The sequence below is a fragment of the Arthrobacter sp. P1_H7 genome, assembly GCF_056405215.1.
Window position 1 is genome coordinate 142,424 of sequence record NZ_JBFUCO010000004.1, and the last position, 15,980, is coordinate 158,403.

16 protein-coding genes are annotated in these 15,980 nt (G+C 70.1%); 3 read left to right on the forward strand and 13 right to left on the reverse strand.

Annotated elements, in window-relative coordinates:
• Window positions 1–7: 7 nt before the first annotated feature.
• The 8 genes from ppsA to AC1DXI_RS04420 form a co-directional block, all read right to left on the reverse strand.
• Window positions 8–2,428: a phosphoenolpyruvate synthase gene (gene ppsA, locus AC1DXI_RS04385; RefSeq protein WP_476937600.1), complete on the reverse strand. Its 2,421-nt coding sequence runs from the start codon at window positions 2,426–2,428 to the stop codon at window positions 8–10.
• 58 nt (window positions 2,429–2,486) lie between these two features.
• Window positions 2,487–5,195, reverse strand: a complete 2,709-nt coding sequence (locus AC1DXI_RS04390) for a cation-translocating P-type ATPase (protein ID WP_476937601.1) — start codon at window positions 5,193–5,195, stop codon at window positions 2,487–2,489.
• Between the two features lie 175 nt (window positions 5,196–5,370).
• Window positions 5,371–5,589 carry a three-helix bundle dimerization domain-containing protein gene (locus AC1DXI_RS04395; protein ID WP_018774834.1) on the reverse strand — a complete coding sequence of 73 codons (219 nt, stop codon included), beginning with the start codon at window positions 5,587–5,589 and terminating at the stop codon, window positions 5,371–5,373.
• A gap of 42 nt (window positions 5,590–5,631) precedes the next feature.
• Window positions 5,632–6,426, reverse strand: coding sequence for a glycosyltransferase family 2 protein (locus tag AC1DXI_RS04400; RefSeq protein WP_476937602.1), 795 nt, complete (start codon window positions 6,424–6,426; stop codon window positions 5,632–5,634).
• Window positions 6,423–7,931 (reverse strand): PIG-L family deacetylase, encoded by a 1,509-nt coding sequence (locus AC1DXI_RS04405; protein WP_476937603.1) that lies wholly within the window; start codon window positions 7,929–7,931, stop codon window positions 6,423–6,425. Before AC1DXI_RS04405 ends, AC1DXI_RS04400 begins: the two co-directional genes overlap by 4 nt.
• Window positions 7,925–9,031 carry an acyl-CoA dehydrogenase family protein gene (locus AC1DXI_RS04410; protein WP_476937604.1) on the reverse strand — a complete coding sequence of 369 codons (1,107 nt, stop codon included), beginning with the start codon at window positions 9,029–9,031 and terminating at the stop codon, window positions 7,925–7,927. Before AC1DXI_RS04410 ends, AC1DXI_RS04405 begins: the two co-directional genes overlap by 7 nt.
• A 216-nt stretch (window positions 9,032–9,247) precedes the next feature.
• Window positions 9,248–9,925 carry an O-methyltransferase gene (locus tag AC1DXI_RS04415; protein WP_370117409.1) on the reverse strand — a complete coding sequence of 226 codons (678 nt, stop codon included), beginning with the start codon at window positions 9,923–9,925 and terminating at the stop codon, window positions 9,248–9,250.
• A gap of 84 nt (window positions 9,926–10,009) precedes the next feature.
• A complete protein-coding gene (locus tag AC1DXI_RS04420) occupies window positions 10,010–10,375 on the reverse strand; it encodes a thiamine-binding protein (protein ID WP_476937605.1) in 366 nt (121 codons plus the stop codon).
• A gap of 178 nt (window positions 10,376–10,553) precedes the next feature.
• On the opposite strand from AC1DXI_RS04420, the gene AC1DXI_RS04425 reads away from it, so the two are divergent.
• Together AC1DXI_RS04425 and AC1DXI_RS04430 are read left to right on the forward strand one after the other, a co-directional pair.
• Window positions 10,554–11,186, forward strand: coding sequence for a TetR/AcrR family transcriptional regulator (locus AC1DXI_RS04425; RefSeq protein ID WP_476937606.1), 633 nt, complete (start codon window positions 10,554–10,556; stop codon window positions 11,184–11,186).
• A 17-nt stretch (window positions 11,187–11,203) separates the two neighbouring features.
• Window positions 11,204–11,620: a YkvA family protein gene (locus AC1DXI_RS04430; protein ID WP_476937607.1), complete on the forward strand. Its 417-nt coding sequence runs from the start codon at window positions 11,204–11,206 to the stop codon at window positions 11,618–11,620.
• 42 nt (window positions 11,621–11,662) lie between these two features.
• Here the strand turns inward: AC1DXI_RS04430 and AC1DXI_RS04435 are convergent, their stop codons facing one another.
• The 5 genes from AC1DXI_RS04435 to AC1DXI_RS04455 all read right to left on the reverse strand — a co-directional run bounded on the left by AC1DXI_RS04435 (window position 11,663) and on the right by AC1DXI_RS04455 (window position 14,575).
• Window positions 11,663–11,947, reverse strand: a complete 285-nt coding sequence (locus AC1DXI_RS04435; RefSeq protein WP_476937608.1) for a hypothetical protein — start codon at window positions 11,945–11,947, stop codon at window positions 11,663–11,665.
• A 107-nt stretch (window positions 11,948–12,054) separates the two neighbouring features.
• The gene (locus AC1DXI_RS04440) at window positions 12,055–12,366 is read right to left on the reverse strand and encodes an AzlD domain-containing protein (protein ID WP_026266674.1); all 312 of its coding nucleotides are present in this window, start codon (window positions 12,364–12,366) and stop codon (window positions 12,055–12,057) included.
• Entirely contained in the window at window positions 12,363–13,172 is an 810-nt protein-coding gene (locus AC1DXI_RS04445) for an AzlC family ABC transporter permease (protein WP_476937609.1), read from the reverse strand. The genes AC1DXI_RS04440 and AC1DXI_RS04445 overlap by 4 nt, the downstream gene beginning before the upstream one ends.
• Window positions 13,133–13,579 (reverse strand): DoxX family protein, encoded by a 447-nt coding sequence (locus AC1DXI_RS04450; protein ID WP_476937610.1) that lies wholly within the window; start codon window positions 13,577–13,579, stop codon window positions 13,133–13,135. Before AC1DXI_RS04450 ends, AC1DXI_RS04445 begins: the two co-directional genes overlap by 40 nt.
• Window positions 13,580–13,675: 96 nt before the next feature.
• Window positions 13,676–14,575: a glycerophosphodiester phosphodiesterase gene (locus tag AC1DXI_RS04455; protein ID WP_476937611.1), complete on the reverse strand. Its 900-nt coding sequence runs from the start codon at window positions 14,573–14,575 to the stop codon at window positions 13,676–13,678.
• A gap of 50 nt (window positions 14,576–14,625) precedes the next feature.
• Between AC1DXI_RS04455 and AC1DXI_RS04460 the strand changes: the two genes are divergently transcribed.
• Window positions 14,626–15,963, forward strand: a complete 1,338-nt coding sequence (locus tag AC1DXI_RS04460) for a DUF445 domain-containing protein (protein ID WP_476937612.1) — start codon at window positions 14,626–14,628, stop codon at window positions 15,961–15,963.
• Window positions 15,964–15,980: the final 17 nt, after the last annotated feature.

Below are 15,980 nucleotides of genomic sequence, written 5' to 3' on the forward strand. Positions count from 1 at the left end.
TCCTGGCTTACGCCGTCTTGGCTGACGCTGCCTTCGCTGATTCTGCCTCCGCTTCCGCGATCCGCGGCACGGTCTTGAGGTAGCTGTCCGGATTCAGGGAGATCGAGTCGATCCCTTCCCGCACCAGGAACGCGGCGAACTCCGGATGGTTGCTCGGTCCCTGCCCGCAAATGCCGATCTTGATGCCGCCGGCGTGGGCCTTCCGGATGGCCTCGCTGATCATCGCCATCACGGCCTCGTCCCGCTCATCGAAGAGCGCCGCGAGCTGGCCGGAGTCGCGGTCCACGCCCAGGACCAGCTGTGTGAGGTCGTTGGAGCCGATCGAGAACCCGTCGAACCGCGTGGCGAACTTCTCGGCCAGGACCACGTTGGACGGGATTTCGCACATCATGTAGACCTGCAGACCGTTGCTGCCGCGGACCAAACCATGCTCGGCCATCACAGCCAGGACCTTGTCCGCCTCTTGCGGCGTGCGGCAAAACGGCACCATGACAATGACGTTGGTGAACCCGAGCTTCTCGCGGACACGCTTGAGCGCGGCGCATTCGAGCGCGAACCCCTCGCGGTAACGGGGGTCGTAGTACCGGGAAGCGCCGCGGAATCCAAGCATGGGATTCTCTTCCGGTTCCTCGAAGGCGCCCCCGCCGAGCAGGTGGGCGTATTCGTTGGTCTTGAAGTCGCTGAGCCGGACAATCACGGGGCGCGGATAATACGGTGCGGCGATCTTGGCGATGCCCTGCGACAGGGCGTCCACGAAGTACTCGGTCGGGTCCGCATAGGCCTGCGCCAGCTCCCGGATCTGCTGCGTCTCGGCGGGGTCCGTGACCCGTTCCGGGTGGACAAGTGCCATGGGATGGACGCGGATCAGGCTGCTGATGATGAATTCCATCCGGGCGAGCCCGACGCCGTCTGCCGGCAGCCGCCACCACTGGAAGGCCGCGGCCGGGCTGGCGATGTTGACCATGACCGCAGTGTGGGTTTCTGGCAGCGCGCCCAGGTCCACGTCTTCCGTTTCAAACGCCAGGGTGCCGTCGTAGACGCGGCCCAGATCGCCCTCGGCGCAGGAGATCGTCACGGGCCGGCCCTCGGCCAGGACGGCCGTGGCGTTGCCGGTTCCGACGACGGCGGGCACACCCAGCTCGCGGCTGACGATCGCCGCGTGGCTCGTGGGGCCGCCGTGGTCCGTGACGATCCCGGCGGCCCGTTTCATGATGGGCACCCAGTCGGGGTCGGTCATCTCGGTCACGAGGATGGCGCCGTCGCGGAACTTCGCGATGTCCGCCGCGGTCCGGATGACGCAGGCAGTGCCGTGCGCAATCGAGTCGCCGATGGCCGAGCCGGCGGCCAGCACCGTCCCCTGTTCCAGCAGGTGGTGGACCGTGAATCGGGGACCGGTCCGGAGCGACTGGACTGTCTCGGGCCGGGCCTGGACCATGAAGAGTTCCCCGGTCTCGCCGTCGCGGGCCCATTCCATGTCCATGGGCCGGCCGTAGTGGTTTTCGACCGTGACGGCCCAGCGGGCGAGGGCAAGAATCTCGGCGTCGCCCAGCACGAAGGCACGGCGCTCAGCCTCCGAGGTGTCCACCATCCGGGTGCGTGCGCTCCCGCCGCGGCTGTAGACCATTTTCCGGGCCTTGGAGCCGAGGGATTTCTCGATGATCGGGGCGATGCCCTCCGCGGCCGCGGACTCCGTCAGGAGCGGCTTGAAGACCAGGTACTTGTCCGGATTGATGGTGCCCTGAACGACGGTTTCGCCGAGGCCCCAGGCCGCGCTGATGACGGCGGCGCGGGGAAAGCCCGAGTCGGTATCGATGGAGAACATCACCCCGGATGCCCCGACGTCGGAGCGCACCATCCGCTGGACGCCGATGGAGAGGGCGACGTCCATGTGGTCGAAGCCCTTGACCTCGCGGTAGCTGATGGCCCGGTCCGTGAAGAGTGAGGCGTAACAGCGGCGGCAGGCGTCCAGCAGTTCCCGCTCACCCGCGATGTTCAGGAAGGTCTCCTGCTGCCCGGCGAAGCTCGCGTCCGGGAGGTCCTCCGCCGTCGCGCTGCTGCGCACCGCCACGGCGAGCCGGTCCAGGCCGGCCCGGTCCCCCAGGGTCCGGTAGTGGGCGCGGATGGCTTCGGCGATGTCGTTGGGGAACTCGCTGGCCAGGAACAGCTCCCGGACGGCCTCGCCGGTGGCGCGCAGGGTGGCGGCCCCGGACCGGTAGTCGGCAATGCGCGATCGCATGGCGGCGTCGATCCCGTTGGCCGCGACGAATGAGCGGTACGCGGCGGCCGTGGTGGCGAATCCGTCGGGGACCCGTACCCCCTCGCTTTGGAGGGTCCGGATGAGCTCGCCGAGCGAGGCGTTCTTCCCGCCGACTCGCGGGACGTCGGCCATGCCGATCTCGTCAAACCACATCACGGGCGATTCAGCCATGTCAGCACTCCTGTGCGTTGTCGGTGGACCCATACTGCGCGGGACCGGTGTCCCGGGGTCAGGGGCTTTGGACCCGCGCGCCGCCGCCGGCTCCGGTGCCACCTGAGGGAATGCCGCCGGCGCCGGGTCCTGCGTCTCCTGAGGGAGAGCCTCCGGGGGAACCAGCCCGGCGGTGGCGGACGATCTTGTACAGCCAGTCGGCGAGCAGGACGGCGGGGACGGCGGCCACCGCCACCGCCAGCCCGCCCGGTGTCGGCGGCGCCTGGCCCAGCAGCGCCGCCAACGGTCCGAGGAACAGGAACACGCACAGCAGCCCCAGCTCGGCCAGCACGGCCCACAGCAGCAGCCTGTTGGTGAACCAGCCCAGCCGCCAGGGCGGGACGGTGGCGCTGCGGCAGGCGAAGGCGTTCGCCAGCTGGGCCAGGACAACCGTGGTGAAGGCCGCGCCGGACGCCGCCATGAGCACGTCGCTAGCCGGCAGCTCGGCGCCCGGCCGCCACCCCGCCCCGAGCAGCACCACCGTGTACGCCGTCATTTCCATCAGCGCCTCCACCGGTCCCAGCAGCCCAAACACCCGGAACATGAGGGCGCGGTCCATCAGGTGCCGGCGCTCGGGCGGCCGCTTCAGCGTCCCCTTGCTGGGCGCCTCGCTGCCCAGGGCCAGGGCGGGCAGCAGGTCGGTGCCGATGTCCAGGGCAAGGATCTGCAGCACGCCCAGCGCCAGGGGGAAGTGGCCGCCGGACAAGGCCCAGATGACGAAGGGGGTGAGCTCGGCGACGTTGTCCGTCAGGTGGTACGTCAGGAAGCGCCGGATGTTCGCATAGGTGGCACGGCCCTGCTCCACCGCGGCGATGATCGTGGCGAAGTCGTCATCCAGCAGCACGAGGTCGGCGGCCTCACGGGCGACGTCGGTGCCGCTGCGTCCCATAGCGACCCCGATGTCGGCCTGCTGCAGCGCAGGGCCGTCGTTGACGCCGTCGCCGGTCATGGCCAGGACATGCCCGCGGCCCTGCAGGAGCCGGGCCACGCGGAGCTTCTGTTCCGGCGTCACCCGGCTGACCACCACTCCGTCGCGGTCCAGCAGGGCGGACAGGACGGCGTCGTCCCCGGGCAGGTCCGGTCCCTGCAGCACGGTTTCCGTGGGGCCGAGCAGCCCCGTCTCCCGGGCGATGGCGGCGGCGGTGAAGGCGTGGTCGCCGGTCACCATCGCCACTTTGATTCCGGCGTCGCGGGCGGCTTGGAGTGCCACTTTCACCTCGGTCCGGGGAGGATCGTGCAGGCCCATCAGGCCCAGCAGCGTCAGCCCGGCCTCGACGTCTTCCAGCTTGAACGTGGCGCCGGGCGGCCCGGGCAGGCTGCGCTGGGCGACGGCGAGTACCCGCAGGCCACGGGCGGCCATCTCATCGACCATGTCCATTGCCCGGTTCGAGCCGGGATCCGAAGCCCCGCCGCCGGGGGCCAGGCACAGCGGAATCACGGACTCCGGGGCCCCCTTCACGAAGAGGGCGGTGCCGACGATTGCCGACTCCCGCAGCCGGCGGGAGTCGAACGCGAACCGGTGCGACGGCGTCGGCCATTCCGGCTGTTCGCCCGGAAGGGCGAGGCGGACGGCGAGCGCGTCGATGGCCGCCTCCATCGGGTCCCCCTCGGCTATCCAGCGGTCTTCGTGGAGGACGGCACGCCCCACTGAGGCGGCGCGGGCAGCGACGCTGAGGCGCCGGGCTTCTTGAAGGCCGCCGCCCGTGATCTCGGCTTCGGGGCCGTAGCCCTGGCCATTGATGGTCAGCAGCCCGGCCGGGGTCCAGACCTCGACGACGTTCATCCGGTTCTGCGTCAGGGTTCCGGTCTTGTCGGTGCAGATGAAGGTCGTGGAGCCGAGGGTCTCCACGGCTTGGAGGTTGCGCACGAGGGCGTTGCGCCCGGCCATCCGCTGCGCGCCGACCGCCAGGGAGAGCGTGACGGTCGGCAGCAGGCCCTCGGGGACCAGCGCGACGGCCACCCCGATGGCGAACAGGAAGGCATCGCGCCAGGAAATGCCGACCACGAGCGAGAGGACGAAGAACAGGGCGCCGATGCCCAGGGCCATGGTGGCGGTGATGCGGACGATTCTTTGCAGTTCCAGCGACAGCGGGCTGGTGGGGGCTTCGACTTTGCCCGTCAGGGACGCGATCTCTGCGAGCCGGGTCTGGCCGCCCGTCACCGAGACCACGCCTTCGGCGTGCCCGTTGACCAGGAAGGTCCCGCCGAAGGCGGCGTCGCCCGGGTTTTTGGCGACCGCCTCGCTTTCGCCCGTGAGCATCGACTCGTCGACTTCGCAGCCGGTGGCCAGGGCCAGCCGGAGGTCCGCCGGAACGCGGTCGCCGGCCACCAGCACCACGACGTCGTCCGGCACCAGTTCGGTGGAGTGGACCTTGATGACGCGGTGGTCCCGGCGGACCGACACCATGGCCGGGAGCAGCTCGCGGAGCTTGGCGGCGGCGTGCTGGGCCCGCTCCTGCTGGATGTAGGCGAACACCCCGTTGATCAGGATCACCGCCACGATGGCGATGCCCAGTTCCGGCATGCCGGCAATGATCGCGAAGACGGCCGCCACCCAGAGCATTATCGCGAAGAAGTGGGTCAGCTCAGCCAGGAGACTCCGCCAGCCGGGGACCGGACGGGGCTCGGGCAGTTTGTTGGCACCGAATTGCTTCAGCCGCCGGGCGGCTTCGTCGGCGCTGAGTCCGGCAACGGCTGACAGCGAGTCCTGCCCCGGCCCGGGATTCACCCCCGCGCTCCGCCCCTCACGGGCACTGCAGGCCGCCGGCGGCCCCCGTCGAAATCGCCGGAAGGCTGCGGGCCCGCCGGAATTTTACGGCGGTGTGGCGCGTATCCGGCGAACTCGCGGATGCGGTGTGGCGCGTATCCGGCGAACTCGCGGCTAGGGGGCGGCGTCACGTGCGTCAGTCGTCGGCGGCGCTGAGCCCGAACTCGCTCTTCAGCCGCACGCGGGCGCCGCGTTCAACGAGTGTGGGTATGTAGGTCCTGATCCGGCCTGCGTTCAGGGCATCGAATTCCTCGCCGACAATCCCGGCGATGTGCATCCGCGGTACGTGCGGAAACCTGGCAGCCAGACGCTCGACAACCTGATCAATGCTGGGTTCTTTCGCATCGTCCGTCACTTCTTCAGTGTGGAGCGGCCCGGTCCCGGCGTCAATGAATCTTCAGCCCGCAGGCGGCAACAGGTGACCCAGGCTCCGCAGGTAGGTGCCAAAGCCGTGGGGTGCCCTGGCAATGGTCCGGCCGGAGGTCATGACCCTGATGCTGTCCGTTGCCGTAACCGTAAAGGCGCGGCTGCGGAGGCTGTGCACCAGGGTCCGGTCTTCTTCGGAAGTGACCCGGGCGAACCCTCCGGCGGCAAGATAGGCGGAAGCCCGGACCCCGAAATTCGCGCCATAGATGTGGGGGTGGTCCTCGCGGAAGGGGTGGCGTTCGTGCCAGCGCCGGAGCAGTTCAGGGTCCATCCCGGCGGGGTCCGGTTCCACGGATCCCAGCACGGCGTCGGCCCCGGCTTCGGCGAACTCCAGCTGGCGTACCAGCCAGTTCTCCGGCACCCGGGAATCGGCGTCGGTGTTGGCCAGCCAGATCCGGCCGGCCCAGGGCGGCGGCGTCCAGCGCTGGCCGGGCGGCCGCCGCCGGGTCAAGCCGATGCCGGAGGCCCGGACGCCCGCGGCCCGGCTGGCGCCGGCGCTGCTGTAGCTGACCTCCAGTGCGCTGAACCGCGGGTCCGAGGCTGCGAAGCCGGCCGTGACGGCGGCGGAGCCGTCCGTGCAACTGTCCAGCACCACCGTCACACGGGTGTCGACGTCGGACCGGACCCTGCGCAGGGCGTCCGCGGACCGCTGAACGGCCTCCAGCGCCAGCTCCAGGTGGTCTTCTTCGTTGTTTGCGGGCATGACGACGGCGACCCGGTCGATGCGGTGCCCGCGCGGCAACGGCAACGCCGCCACCGAGGTCACCGCATCCGTTCGGGGCCGCCCAGGCCCGGCCCGGCACCCGGGACAGCGTCCGGCGCAAGGAACACCTCGAGCACAAAGTCGCGCTCCTGGTAGGTCCCGCCGCCGGCCCACCCCAGATGCCGCCGGGCCGCGGCGTGGACCGCGTCGCCGTCGAGTTCCCAGCCGGAAATGGGGTGCCGCCAGTGGCACAGCGCGAGGGTCCCGCCAGGCATGAGCGAGCCTTCAATCCGGTCGAACAGTCCGGCAAGTTCTGCCGGCGAGAGATAGTAGCCCACCTCCGAAACCACGATCAGGTCGAACGAACCGTCCGGCCACTCGTTCGGGACGGTCAGGTGGCGCGTCGTTGCCGCGGGCAGGTGCTCGAGCCGCCTGGCAGCATGGTCTAGGGCGGTGCCGCTGGCGTCGACGGCGAGGAAGCTTCCGCACCGCGGCGCGAGTTCCACGCTCAGGGTCCCGATGGAGCAGCCGATCTCCAACCCGGCCCCGTAGCTGCTGCCGGGCAGCGCGGCGAGCGTGAGGGTACGTTTGCGCTGCTCGTACCAGCTCGAGGTGTACTGCCAGGGGTCCTCCTCCCGGGCGTGGACCGCATCGAAGACGCGCTCCGCGTCGCCCGCGGCGAAGGGCCGTGGGGACCCGCCCGCAGGGTGCCAGGCAAACGTCTCCCAGGTCCGCTCAAAGTGCGCCAGGAAGGCCGGGGGCAGGAGCACCTCGTCGCCCGGCAGCCCGGAGAGCGGGCGCACCTGGGACACATGTGCCGCCATCGCGGCGGCCTTGGACTCCAGCTCCGCCGGGCGCAGCGGCAGCCGGAACCAGCCACGCCATGCCCCGCCGGCCGGGTCGTCAGGTCCGGACGGGTCGTCAGGTCCGGCCGGGACGTCGCCGTCGTCCGGTTTGCCTGGTGCCGCCCACAACCAGTACCAGATGGGGTATTCGAGGAGAGCGTGGCCCGCCGCGGCGCTGAGCTCGGCGGCAACGGATCCGAGGACGTCGTGGTCGGTGTGCCCGTCGGAACGGTAGGGCGCCACGAGAACCACCTCGCCGGCGGCGCGCCCGCATGCGGCCGTCGCCTCCCGGACCGCCTCCCGGACCGCGGCCCGGATCCCTTCCCGGTGCCCGGCCAGCTGTCCGTCGGGCAGGCCCAGGCACTGCCACGCTGTGTCCCCGGCCCCGTTCCCGGTTCCTTCCCCAAACAAGTGTTTCAGGGCGTCGCCGAACTCCTGCAGCCGGACCGCGGCGAGCTGTTCCGGCGTCGTCGTTGGCGAGTCGGGGTGGGATCCTTCCCCCGCCGTGCACAGCACCACGCGGACCGTAGCGCCGACGGAGTGCAGCCGGGCCAGCAACCCGCCGGCCCCGAGCGATTCGTCGTCCGGGTGCGCGGCCAGGACAATGAAGGCCCGGCCGGCGAGCGCCGCGTCATCCAGCGGCAGGTCCGGCAGCCCGGCGGCACGGCTGCCGGCCCAGGCGGCCTCGGACGTCCCGGCATCGTTGTGGGTGAAAGTCACCATGGGTTGCTTTCGGCCAGCGCCAGGGCGCCCAGCTGCGCGTCGTCGCGCATCGCGTGGTGCTGGCGGATGTACAGGGCGAGATCGGCCATCCGTTTTCCGTAGCGCTCATCAAAGGCGAGCGGGGCCGGACCGAGATTTTGGCTCACGAGCGTCTGGACGCGTTCGACGGCGGTGGCAACGCTGCCGCGCACACGCAGGGCTTCCTTCCACGCACCGCGGTCCGAGAGCTCCCCGGCGTCGATCCTCGCGGCCGTGCCGGCCAGACAGGCGGTCAGGGCGGCCAGCGTTCGGTCAATCTCACCGAGGTGGGCAAGTGCAATCTGGTCCGGTTCCCGTCCGCCGTCGGCGGCGTGCCGCAGGGAATCGGCGAAGCTGCGCGCCACGGCGACGGCGCCGCCGAGCCAGCAGGCGGCCACGCCCATGCCGCCCCAGGCGAAACCCGGGCGCTGGTAATACCAGCCGGCGCCGCCGAGGGGCACGGCGGGAACGGCCTCAAAGTGGACTGTTCCGCTGGGAATCTCGCGCAACCCCCGGCTGGTCCACTCCGGATTCGCGAAGCCCACGCCGTCCGCGTGGAGGTCGACGGCGAAGGCGGCCCGGCCGCCTGCCTCCAGATGGGCCGTCAGCACGGCATGGTCCAGCTGCGCGGCGAGCGAGCACCAGGGCTTGGATCCCTGCAGGATCCAGCCGTCTGCGGATTCCTTGGCTTCAAGCCGCAAGCCGGGCGCCTCGGCGGCGAACACTCCCCAGGTCCCTTCGAAGTCGGTATCGTCGGGATCCGGGCAGTCCCGGCCGTGCTGTGCGGCGTCGTCGCCGGCCTGGGCCAGGATCGCCACGGCGTCCAGTTGTGGTTCCAGCACACGTCCGGCGGCGACATCGACGGCGGTCACAGAGGCCAGAATCTCCCACAGGAACGCGGTCCGGCCGTCCCCGGGTTTGGGCGCCGCCGCCGCTGCCGACTTGGCCAGCTCCAGCAGCGCCGGGACATCGCCGACGGCGGCCTGCGCCTCGGACAGCAGGGGGCTGATCGTCTCCAGGTCTGCGGCCGCGGAGCTGATCCGGACAGGTAGAGGGTGGTGGGAGATGGGGATCCCGTTCATTTCGACTGCCTGTGTTCCTTCGGGCTGGGCTGATTCGGGCTGTGCGGATCGGGCGCGGGCCCGGCCACGTGGCTGAAGTCCTGCGCGTCCGCGGCCGCGCCGCCATCGCTGGCGCCGTCGACAAGCAATCTAAGCATACTTAGCACTTGGGGGTTGCAGTGCGCTTCACGGGTCCGCTGACGCAGGCCCATGCACCCTGGCGGACATTCTCTGTGCCTAGCGGACGATCGCGAGGGCGAAGCCGTCCCAGCCTTTCGAACCCACGGTCTGGATCACGGTGCCGTCCAGCCGCGGGTCATCGCCCATCATCTGGAGCGTGCTGATGATTCCGGGGGCGTTGACAGGGTCCATCGACGCGTCCAGCACCGCACCTTCCCACACGACGTTGTCGACCACGATGGTGGTGCCGGGCCGGCCAAGCCGGATGGCCCAGTCCAGGTAGTGCGGGTTGTTTTCCTTGTCGGCATCGATGAACACGAAATCGAAGGGCGGCCCGGCCTCGCTTTCCAGTTCGGGCAGGGTGTCCAGCGCCGCGCCGACCCGGATGTCCACCTTGTGGCCCAGCCCGGCGTCGTCAACGTTGGCGCGCGCGACGCGGGCGTGCAGGGGGAGGTATTCGCAGGTGACCAGGCGGCCGTCGTCGGGCAGCCCCTGGGCCAGCCAGATGGTGCTGAATCCGGCCAGCGTGCCGATCTCCAGGACGCGGCGGGCGCCGGAGAGCTGGACCAGCAATTTCAGGAGTTTGCCGGCGTTGGGGGCCACTTCGATGGGCGGCATGCCTGCCTCAAGGGCGCTGGTGACGGCGCGCTTGAGTGAACGGTCCGGGCGGACCACTGCGTCGGAGAGGAAGTTCTCGACGGCGACCCAGCCGGGGGTGGACTGATGCTCGATCATGCCCCCAGTGTTCCAGCCGCCCGCGCCCGGCGGTACCCCTCCGGGCGCGGTTTTCCCGCCCGGGTTTCGGCGTGCGGTCCGGCCCTAGGTTCCGGGCCGGACCGGAATTTGCGGCCCGGTCCCGCCGGCGCCCTGGCCGTCGATGGCGTTTTCCAGCCGTTCCACCTTGCCGGTCAGCTCACCGCTGTAGCCCGGCCGGATGTCCGCCTTGAGGACCAGCGAGACGCGGGAACCGTAGGCGCCCACCGCCTCCGTGGCCCGCTTGATGACGTCCATGACTTGGTCCCACTCGCCCTCGATCTCGGTGAACATGGAACTCGTCCGGTTGGGCAGGCCCGACTCCCGGACGATCCGCACCGCCGCCGCGACGGCGTCGTGGACCGACGCGTCGCCGGGCGCCTGCCCGTTGGCGGGGTCACCGGAGGGTGCTACGGAGAATGCGACCAGCATGTGGTGGTTCCCTTCACTCTTTCAGGACAGCCGGGGCGAAAATTTCCAGGGCTGCCCGGCACCAGTCTTTCACGTGATTTCACCCCGGCAGCGGCCGGGCGCACCTCCGCCGTCGTCACATAAGTCACTACCCGCCGGTAACAGGTTCGCGCACCCTTCGCATTGCTACCCTAGGCAAATGAACCGGGCAGTAGACCGCAGGCCGCTCCGCGCAGACGCGGCGCGCAACGTGGACAAAATCATCGCCGCGGCCCGCCAGTGCTTCCGCGAGCACGGCCCCGAGGTTCCGCTGCAGACCATCGCCGTCACCGCCGGGGTGGGTCCCGCCACCTTATTCCGGAATTTTGCCGACAAGGAAGAGCTGGTGCTCGCTGCCCTGAACCAGCAGCTCCGGCTGCAGGTGGATCCGTCCATCGATGAGGCCCTGGCCGATCCTGACGCCGCTGCAGGGCTCTTTCGGGTCATCGATGCCACGATGCGTGTTGCCAGCGATGAGGCCAACCTGCTGGGAGCTGTCGCGGGCCGGCGCGGGCTGCTGACCGGCATCACGGGCGGCCTGATTGAATCCATCGCCGTGCTGCTGGGCCGGGGCCAGGGGCAGGGCACCCTGCGAAGCGACATTTCCATGACGGACATGATCCGCCTGCTGGCCATGCTGATCGGCGTCGTGGACACCATGGAGCCGGGCTCCGACGCGTGGCGGCGGCCCGTGGCGCTGGTTGAGGACGCCATCCGGACGGAGCGGCCGGACCGGGCGTTGCCGCCGCAGGCCCCGCTGACGGGCACCGCGTTTGACGCCGTTCTCGGCTAGGGCCATATGATCTAGCTATGGGATGGGAAACAGTTGCCGGGGTCATCGGCGGCGTACTGGCGGTCTATGCCGTCCTCCTGTTGCTGCTGTGGGCCTATGCCCGACGGCACCCCGAGACCGTCACCATGAAGGACGCCTTGCGGCTGCTCCCGGACCTGCTTCGGCTCATCCGCMGCCTGCTGGCGGACCGGTCGGTGGCCGTGGGGGTCCGGGTCCGGCTGGCACTCCTGCTCGTCTACCTGGCCTCCCCGATCGATCTCGTTCCGGACTTCATCCCCGTGATCGGGTACGCAGACGACGTCGTGATCGTGGCGCTGGTGCTGCGCTCGGTGGTCTCCCGCGCCGGGGCCGACGCCGTCCGGCGCCACTGGCCGGGCACCCCGGAAGGCCTGGCCGTCATGCTGCGGCTCGCCGGACTCGGGACGCCGGTCTAAGCGCCGGATCCTGCAGGTGCCCCGGCAGCCTTGTGCCCGGCGCTAGTCTTCGGCCGGCTTTTCCTTGGCCTCGAGAAGGTGTTGCTGAAGCTTCTCTTCGGCCTCCCGACGGCGGCGGCTCATTTCGCGCATTTCCCGGGTGGACTCAGCCCCGCCGGAAACATACGGCTCGTGCTGCTTGGAGCGCTGGTCCTTTCGCGGCTCCGCAGCCTGCTCGTCGGCAGCCTGCTCGTCGGCGGCCTCCGGGTCGGCGGGCTGCTGCTCGGCGGGCTGCTCGTCGGCGGCCTCGTTCTCGGCAGCCGGCTGCTCGCCGTCGTGTTCAGTCATGTTCGAATGCTCCCACGCGATCCCGGCACCAAGTAGGGACTAAAGACCGTTCCGGCGCGCCCACAGCCGGTCAGCGGTCCAGCGCGGCCAGCCGTCCCACGGGCGGGTCAGTCCCAGCCCAGCGCCCGGAGCCCGGCGGCTGCGGCCGCGCCGGCTATCACCACCACGAGGAACGGCGCGCGGAACCACAAGGCGATGCCTGCCGCCGCCAGTGCGCCCAGCCGGGCGTCCAGGACGAGCGACTGGCCGGAGGCGACGGCATTGACCACCGTCAGGGACGCCAGCAGCCCGATCGTCATGGTCCCGGCAATCCTGGACATCCGCGGGTTGCGGAGCAGGCTGGCCGGCACCAGGTAGCCGAGCAGCTTCCAGGCGTAGGCGAGCAGGCAGGAGAGCAGCAGCCACATCCAAAGGTTCATGCGTCGTCTCCGGTGCGGTCGCCGCGGGGATCGCGGGCAGGGTCGTGGTGGTGGTGCACGTGGTCCTCCGCGTAGGGATCGACGTCCGGTTCCAGGCCCTCGTCGCTGCGGCCGTGGCTGAACCAGCCGATCCCTGCCGCGACCACGGCGGCAACGAGGATCGGCACTCCCGGGGGCACGAACGGCACGGCGAGCACGGTGGCCAGCGCGCAGACCACCGCGATGGCTACAGGTTCCCGGCCTTTCAGCCGCGGCCAGAGCAGTCCCAGGAAGGCCGCCACGGCTGCCCCGTCGAGTCCCCACTGCTTGGGATCCCCAAGTGCCCCGCCGGCCAGGGCGCCGAGGGCGGTGAACAGGTTCCAGAGGACGAAGACACCGATTCCGGCGGTCCAGAAGCCGCGCTTCTGCTCGTCGGGGTCCGTCTGCCCGGTGCTGGTGGCGGTCGACTCGTCGATGGTCAGCTGGGCAGCGGCAAACTTCCGCCACCCGCGCGGCTGCAGCAGGGCATTGATCTGCATGCCATAGATGCCGTTGCGCATGCCCAGCAGCGTCGCGGCGCCCATCGCGGCGACGCCGGACCCGCCTCCGGCCACCACGCCGATGAAGGCGAACTGCGAGCCGCCACTGAACAGCAGCAGGCTCAGGGCCATGGTCTGCCAGAAATCCAGGCCGGAGGTTACCGACAGCGCGCCGAAGGAGACGCCGTAGAGACCGGTGGCGATGCTGATCGACAAACCGATCCGCACCGCCGGTGACTGCAGGATTTTCACGGGCGCCGGTTCCGCCGCGTCAGGGTCCAGGCCCATGCGATGAGGGGCGCCTGGAGCGGGAGCCGCAGGGTGTGAACGCGTCGCCGGCGCGGCGAGCCCTCCGGCCCGTAGGCCTTGCGCAGGGCGTCCACGTGGCCGGAGAGGAAGGCGGTGAACAGCGCCGTGACGCAGCCGGCGGCGGCCCTCCGGGTGGCCGGGACCAGGAGCCCGACGGCGGCGGCGGCTTCCAGCAGCCCGCTCACTGCCACCCATTCCTCACGGGACAGGACGGCCAGGGGCCCGTTCGGCTGCTCGCCGGAGTCATCCCGGCACAGGAGGTCAGGAACCACCGGGTGGAAAAATTCAGGCTCGCGGAAGTGCTTGGCGGCACTGGTGAGCAGCAGCGCACTCATCGCTGCCGCGGACAGCGTCTGGAGGTCCGGGACGGGCCGGCGAAATGGCATGCAACAACTCAACCACAGCGGCCACGCCGGCCGTAATCCGCCGGGGACGCAAAGGAGGTGAAGGTGTCCGCCAGGATCCGCGGAGCGGCCAGGCGGCTACCGCGGGGGCCGGCTGTCCGCCATGAGCTGGGACAGAACCTGGGCCGGCCAGTTGGTGGTGATCTCTTGGATCCCGAGTTGCCGGCACCGTTCGACGTCGTCCTCGGTGTCGACCGTCCACACCCGGCACCGCAACCCCGAGGCGAGCCAGCGCTGAACGGCCGGGCCGTGCGCGCGGACGTACCCGATTCCGGGCCCGGCAATGCCTGCCTCGGCCGCCCCCAGGATCCTTTCGCCCTCAGCCTGGGCGGCCTTCATCACGTTGGCCAGCGCCCCGCCGGTCAGGGCACCGAGGCCCAGTTCCTCCCGGATTTCCGCCACATTGACGTCGTCCACGAGCTGGCAGACGGCCGCCGCCGGCACGGACTCCAGGAGGTGTTTTACGGAGTCGGGGCTAAAGCTCATGAAGGAAACCGTAATGTTGTCCAGCATCGACGTCCGCGGATCCCAGCCCTGGGCCCGCAGGACCTCGAGGGCCCGGTCCTCGAGTCTGAGCTGGTACGGGCTCGGGTGTTTGAACTCGATCGCCAGGCCGATCCCGCGGCCCGCCGCGCGCAGGATGTCGAGCAGGTCCGGCAGGGTCAGGAACTGCCCGGACCTGGCGCCGTAGGCCTCCGGGATCCGGGCTCCCTTCCAGGAGGAGAAGTCGAGTTCCTGGAGCTCTTGCAGGGTCCGGTCGGCCACCTGGCCGGTGCCGTCCGAGGTGCGGTCCAGGGTGGCATCGTGCAGGAGCACCACATGCTGGTCCCGGGTCAGGTGGACATCGCATTCCACGCCGTCGGCGCCGTCGGCGATTGCCTGCAGGTATGCGGCCCGGGTGTGCTCGGCGAAAGTTCCGCTGGAGCCGCGGTGGGCATAGACCAAAGGCCGGGCGGCGGCAGGCTCGTCAGTCGTCATGGTGCCACGTTAGCGGACCCTCCGTTTCCGTGGCGGGCTAGGCTGGGCTCATGCAGGTGAATACTGAGTCAACTTCCCTGACCGGTGCCGCGGGACGTCCGGGCGGCGCCCGGCCGGACGGTCCCCCCGGCCAGCGTCCCGCTGCCTCCAGCGACGTCGAGAAGGCCGCGGCGCTGCGCCGGATGAAGCTCCTGGCCCTCTCGCTCCTGGTCGTCATGGCGGTGATCTTCATCATCGCGTTCGCCCTGCAGAAGCAGTATCCCGGGCTCGAATACGTCCGTGCCGCGGCCGAGGGCGGCATGGTCGGGGCCCTCGCGGACTGGTTCGCCGTCACGGCCCTGTTCAAGTACCCCATGGGCATCAAGATCCCCCACACCGCGATCATCCCGCGCCGCAAAGACCAGATCGGCGCCTCGCTGGGCGAATTCGTGGAAACCAATTTCCTCTCCGAGCAGGTGGTCCAGGAGAAGCTGGCGTCCGCAGACATTGCGCGCAAGGCCGGCGCCTGGCTCTCCAGCCCGGGCGGCCCGGACCGGGTCGCCAGGGAGGGTGCCGCCGTCATCCGCGGCGCGTTCAAGGTCCTCAACGACGACGATGTCCAGGCCGTGATCGAGTCCATGGTCCGCAAACACCTGCTCACCCCGCCGTGGGGGCCGCCGGTGGGCCGGCTCGCCGAGCGGATCTTCGACGACGGGCACCACCATGCACTGGTGGACCTGCTGGTGGACCGCACCGTGGACTGGGTGCGGGACAACCAGGAGACGGTCAACCGGCTGGTCACCGACCGGTCCCCGACGTGGGTGCCGTCGTTCGTGGACGGGCTGGTGGGCGACAAAGTGTACGTGGAGATCCTCAAGTTCACCCGCGCCGTGCAGTCCGATCCGCGGCACCAGGTCCGCCTCTCGATCGACAAGTACCTCAAGGAACTCGCGCAGGACCTGCAGCATGATCCGGTCATGATCGCCCGCGCCGAGGGCATCAAGGCCCAAGTGCTCGGTGACCCGGAGGTCCGCGAGCTCGCCTCCCGCACCTGGGACACCATCAAGACGGCCTTGCTCACCGCCGTCGATGACCCGCACAGCGAACTGACCGTCAAATTCAAGGCGGCCGTGCATGACTTCGGCACCCGGCTGCTGGTCGATCCCGAGCTCGCCGGCAAGGTGAACGCCTGGATCGGCGACGCGGCCGGCTACCTCGTGAAGACCTACCGCTCGGACATCGCGGGGGTCATCACGGACACCGTGGCCCGCTGGGATGCCGAGGAGACGTCCCAGAAGATCGAACTGCAGGTCGGCAGGGACCTGCAGTTCATCCGGATCAACGGCACGGTGGTGGGCGCCCTGGCCGGGCTGGCCATCTTCACGCTGGCCACCCTGCTGTTCGGCTAGCCATCCTCCGCGGACAG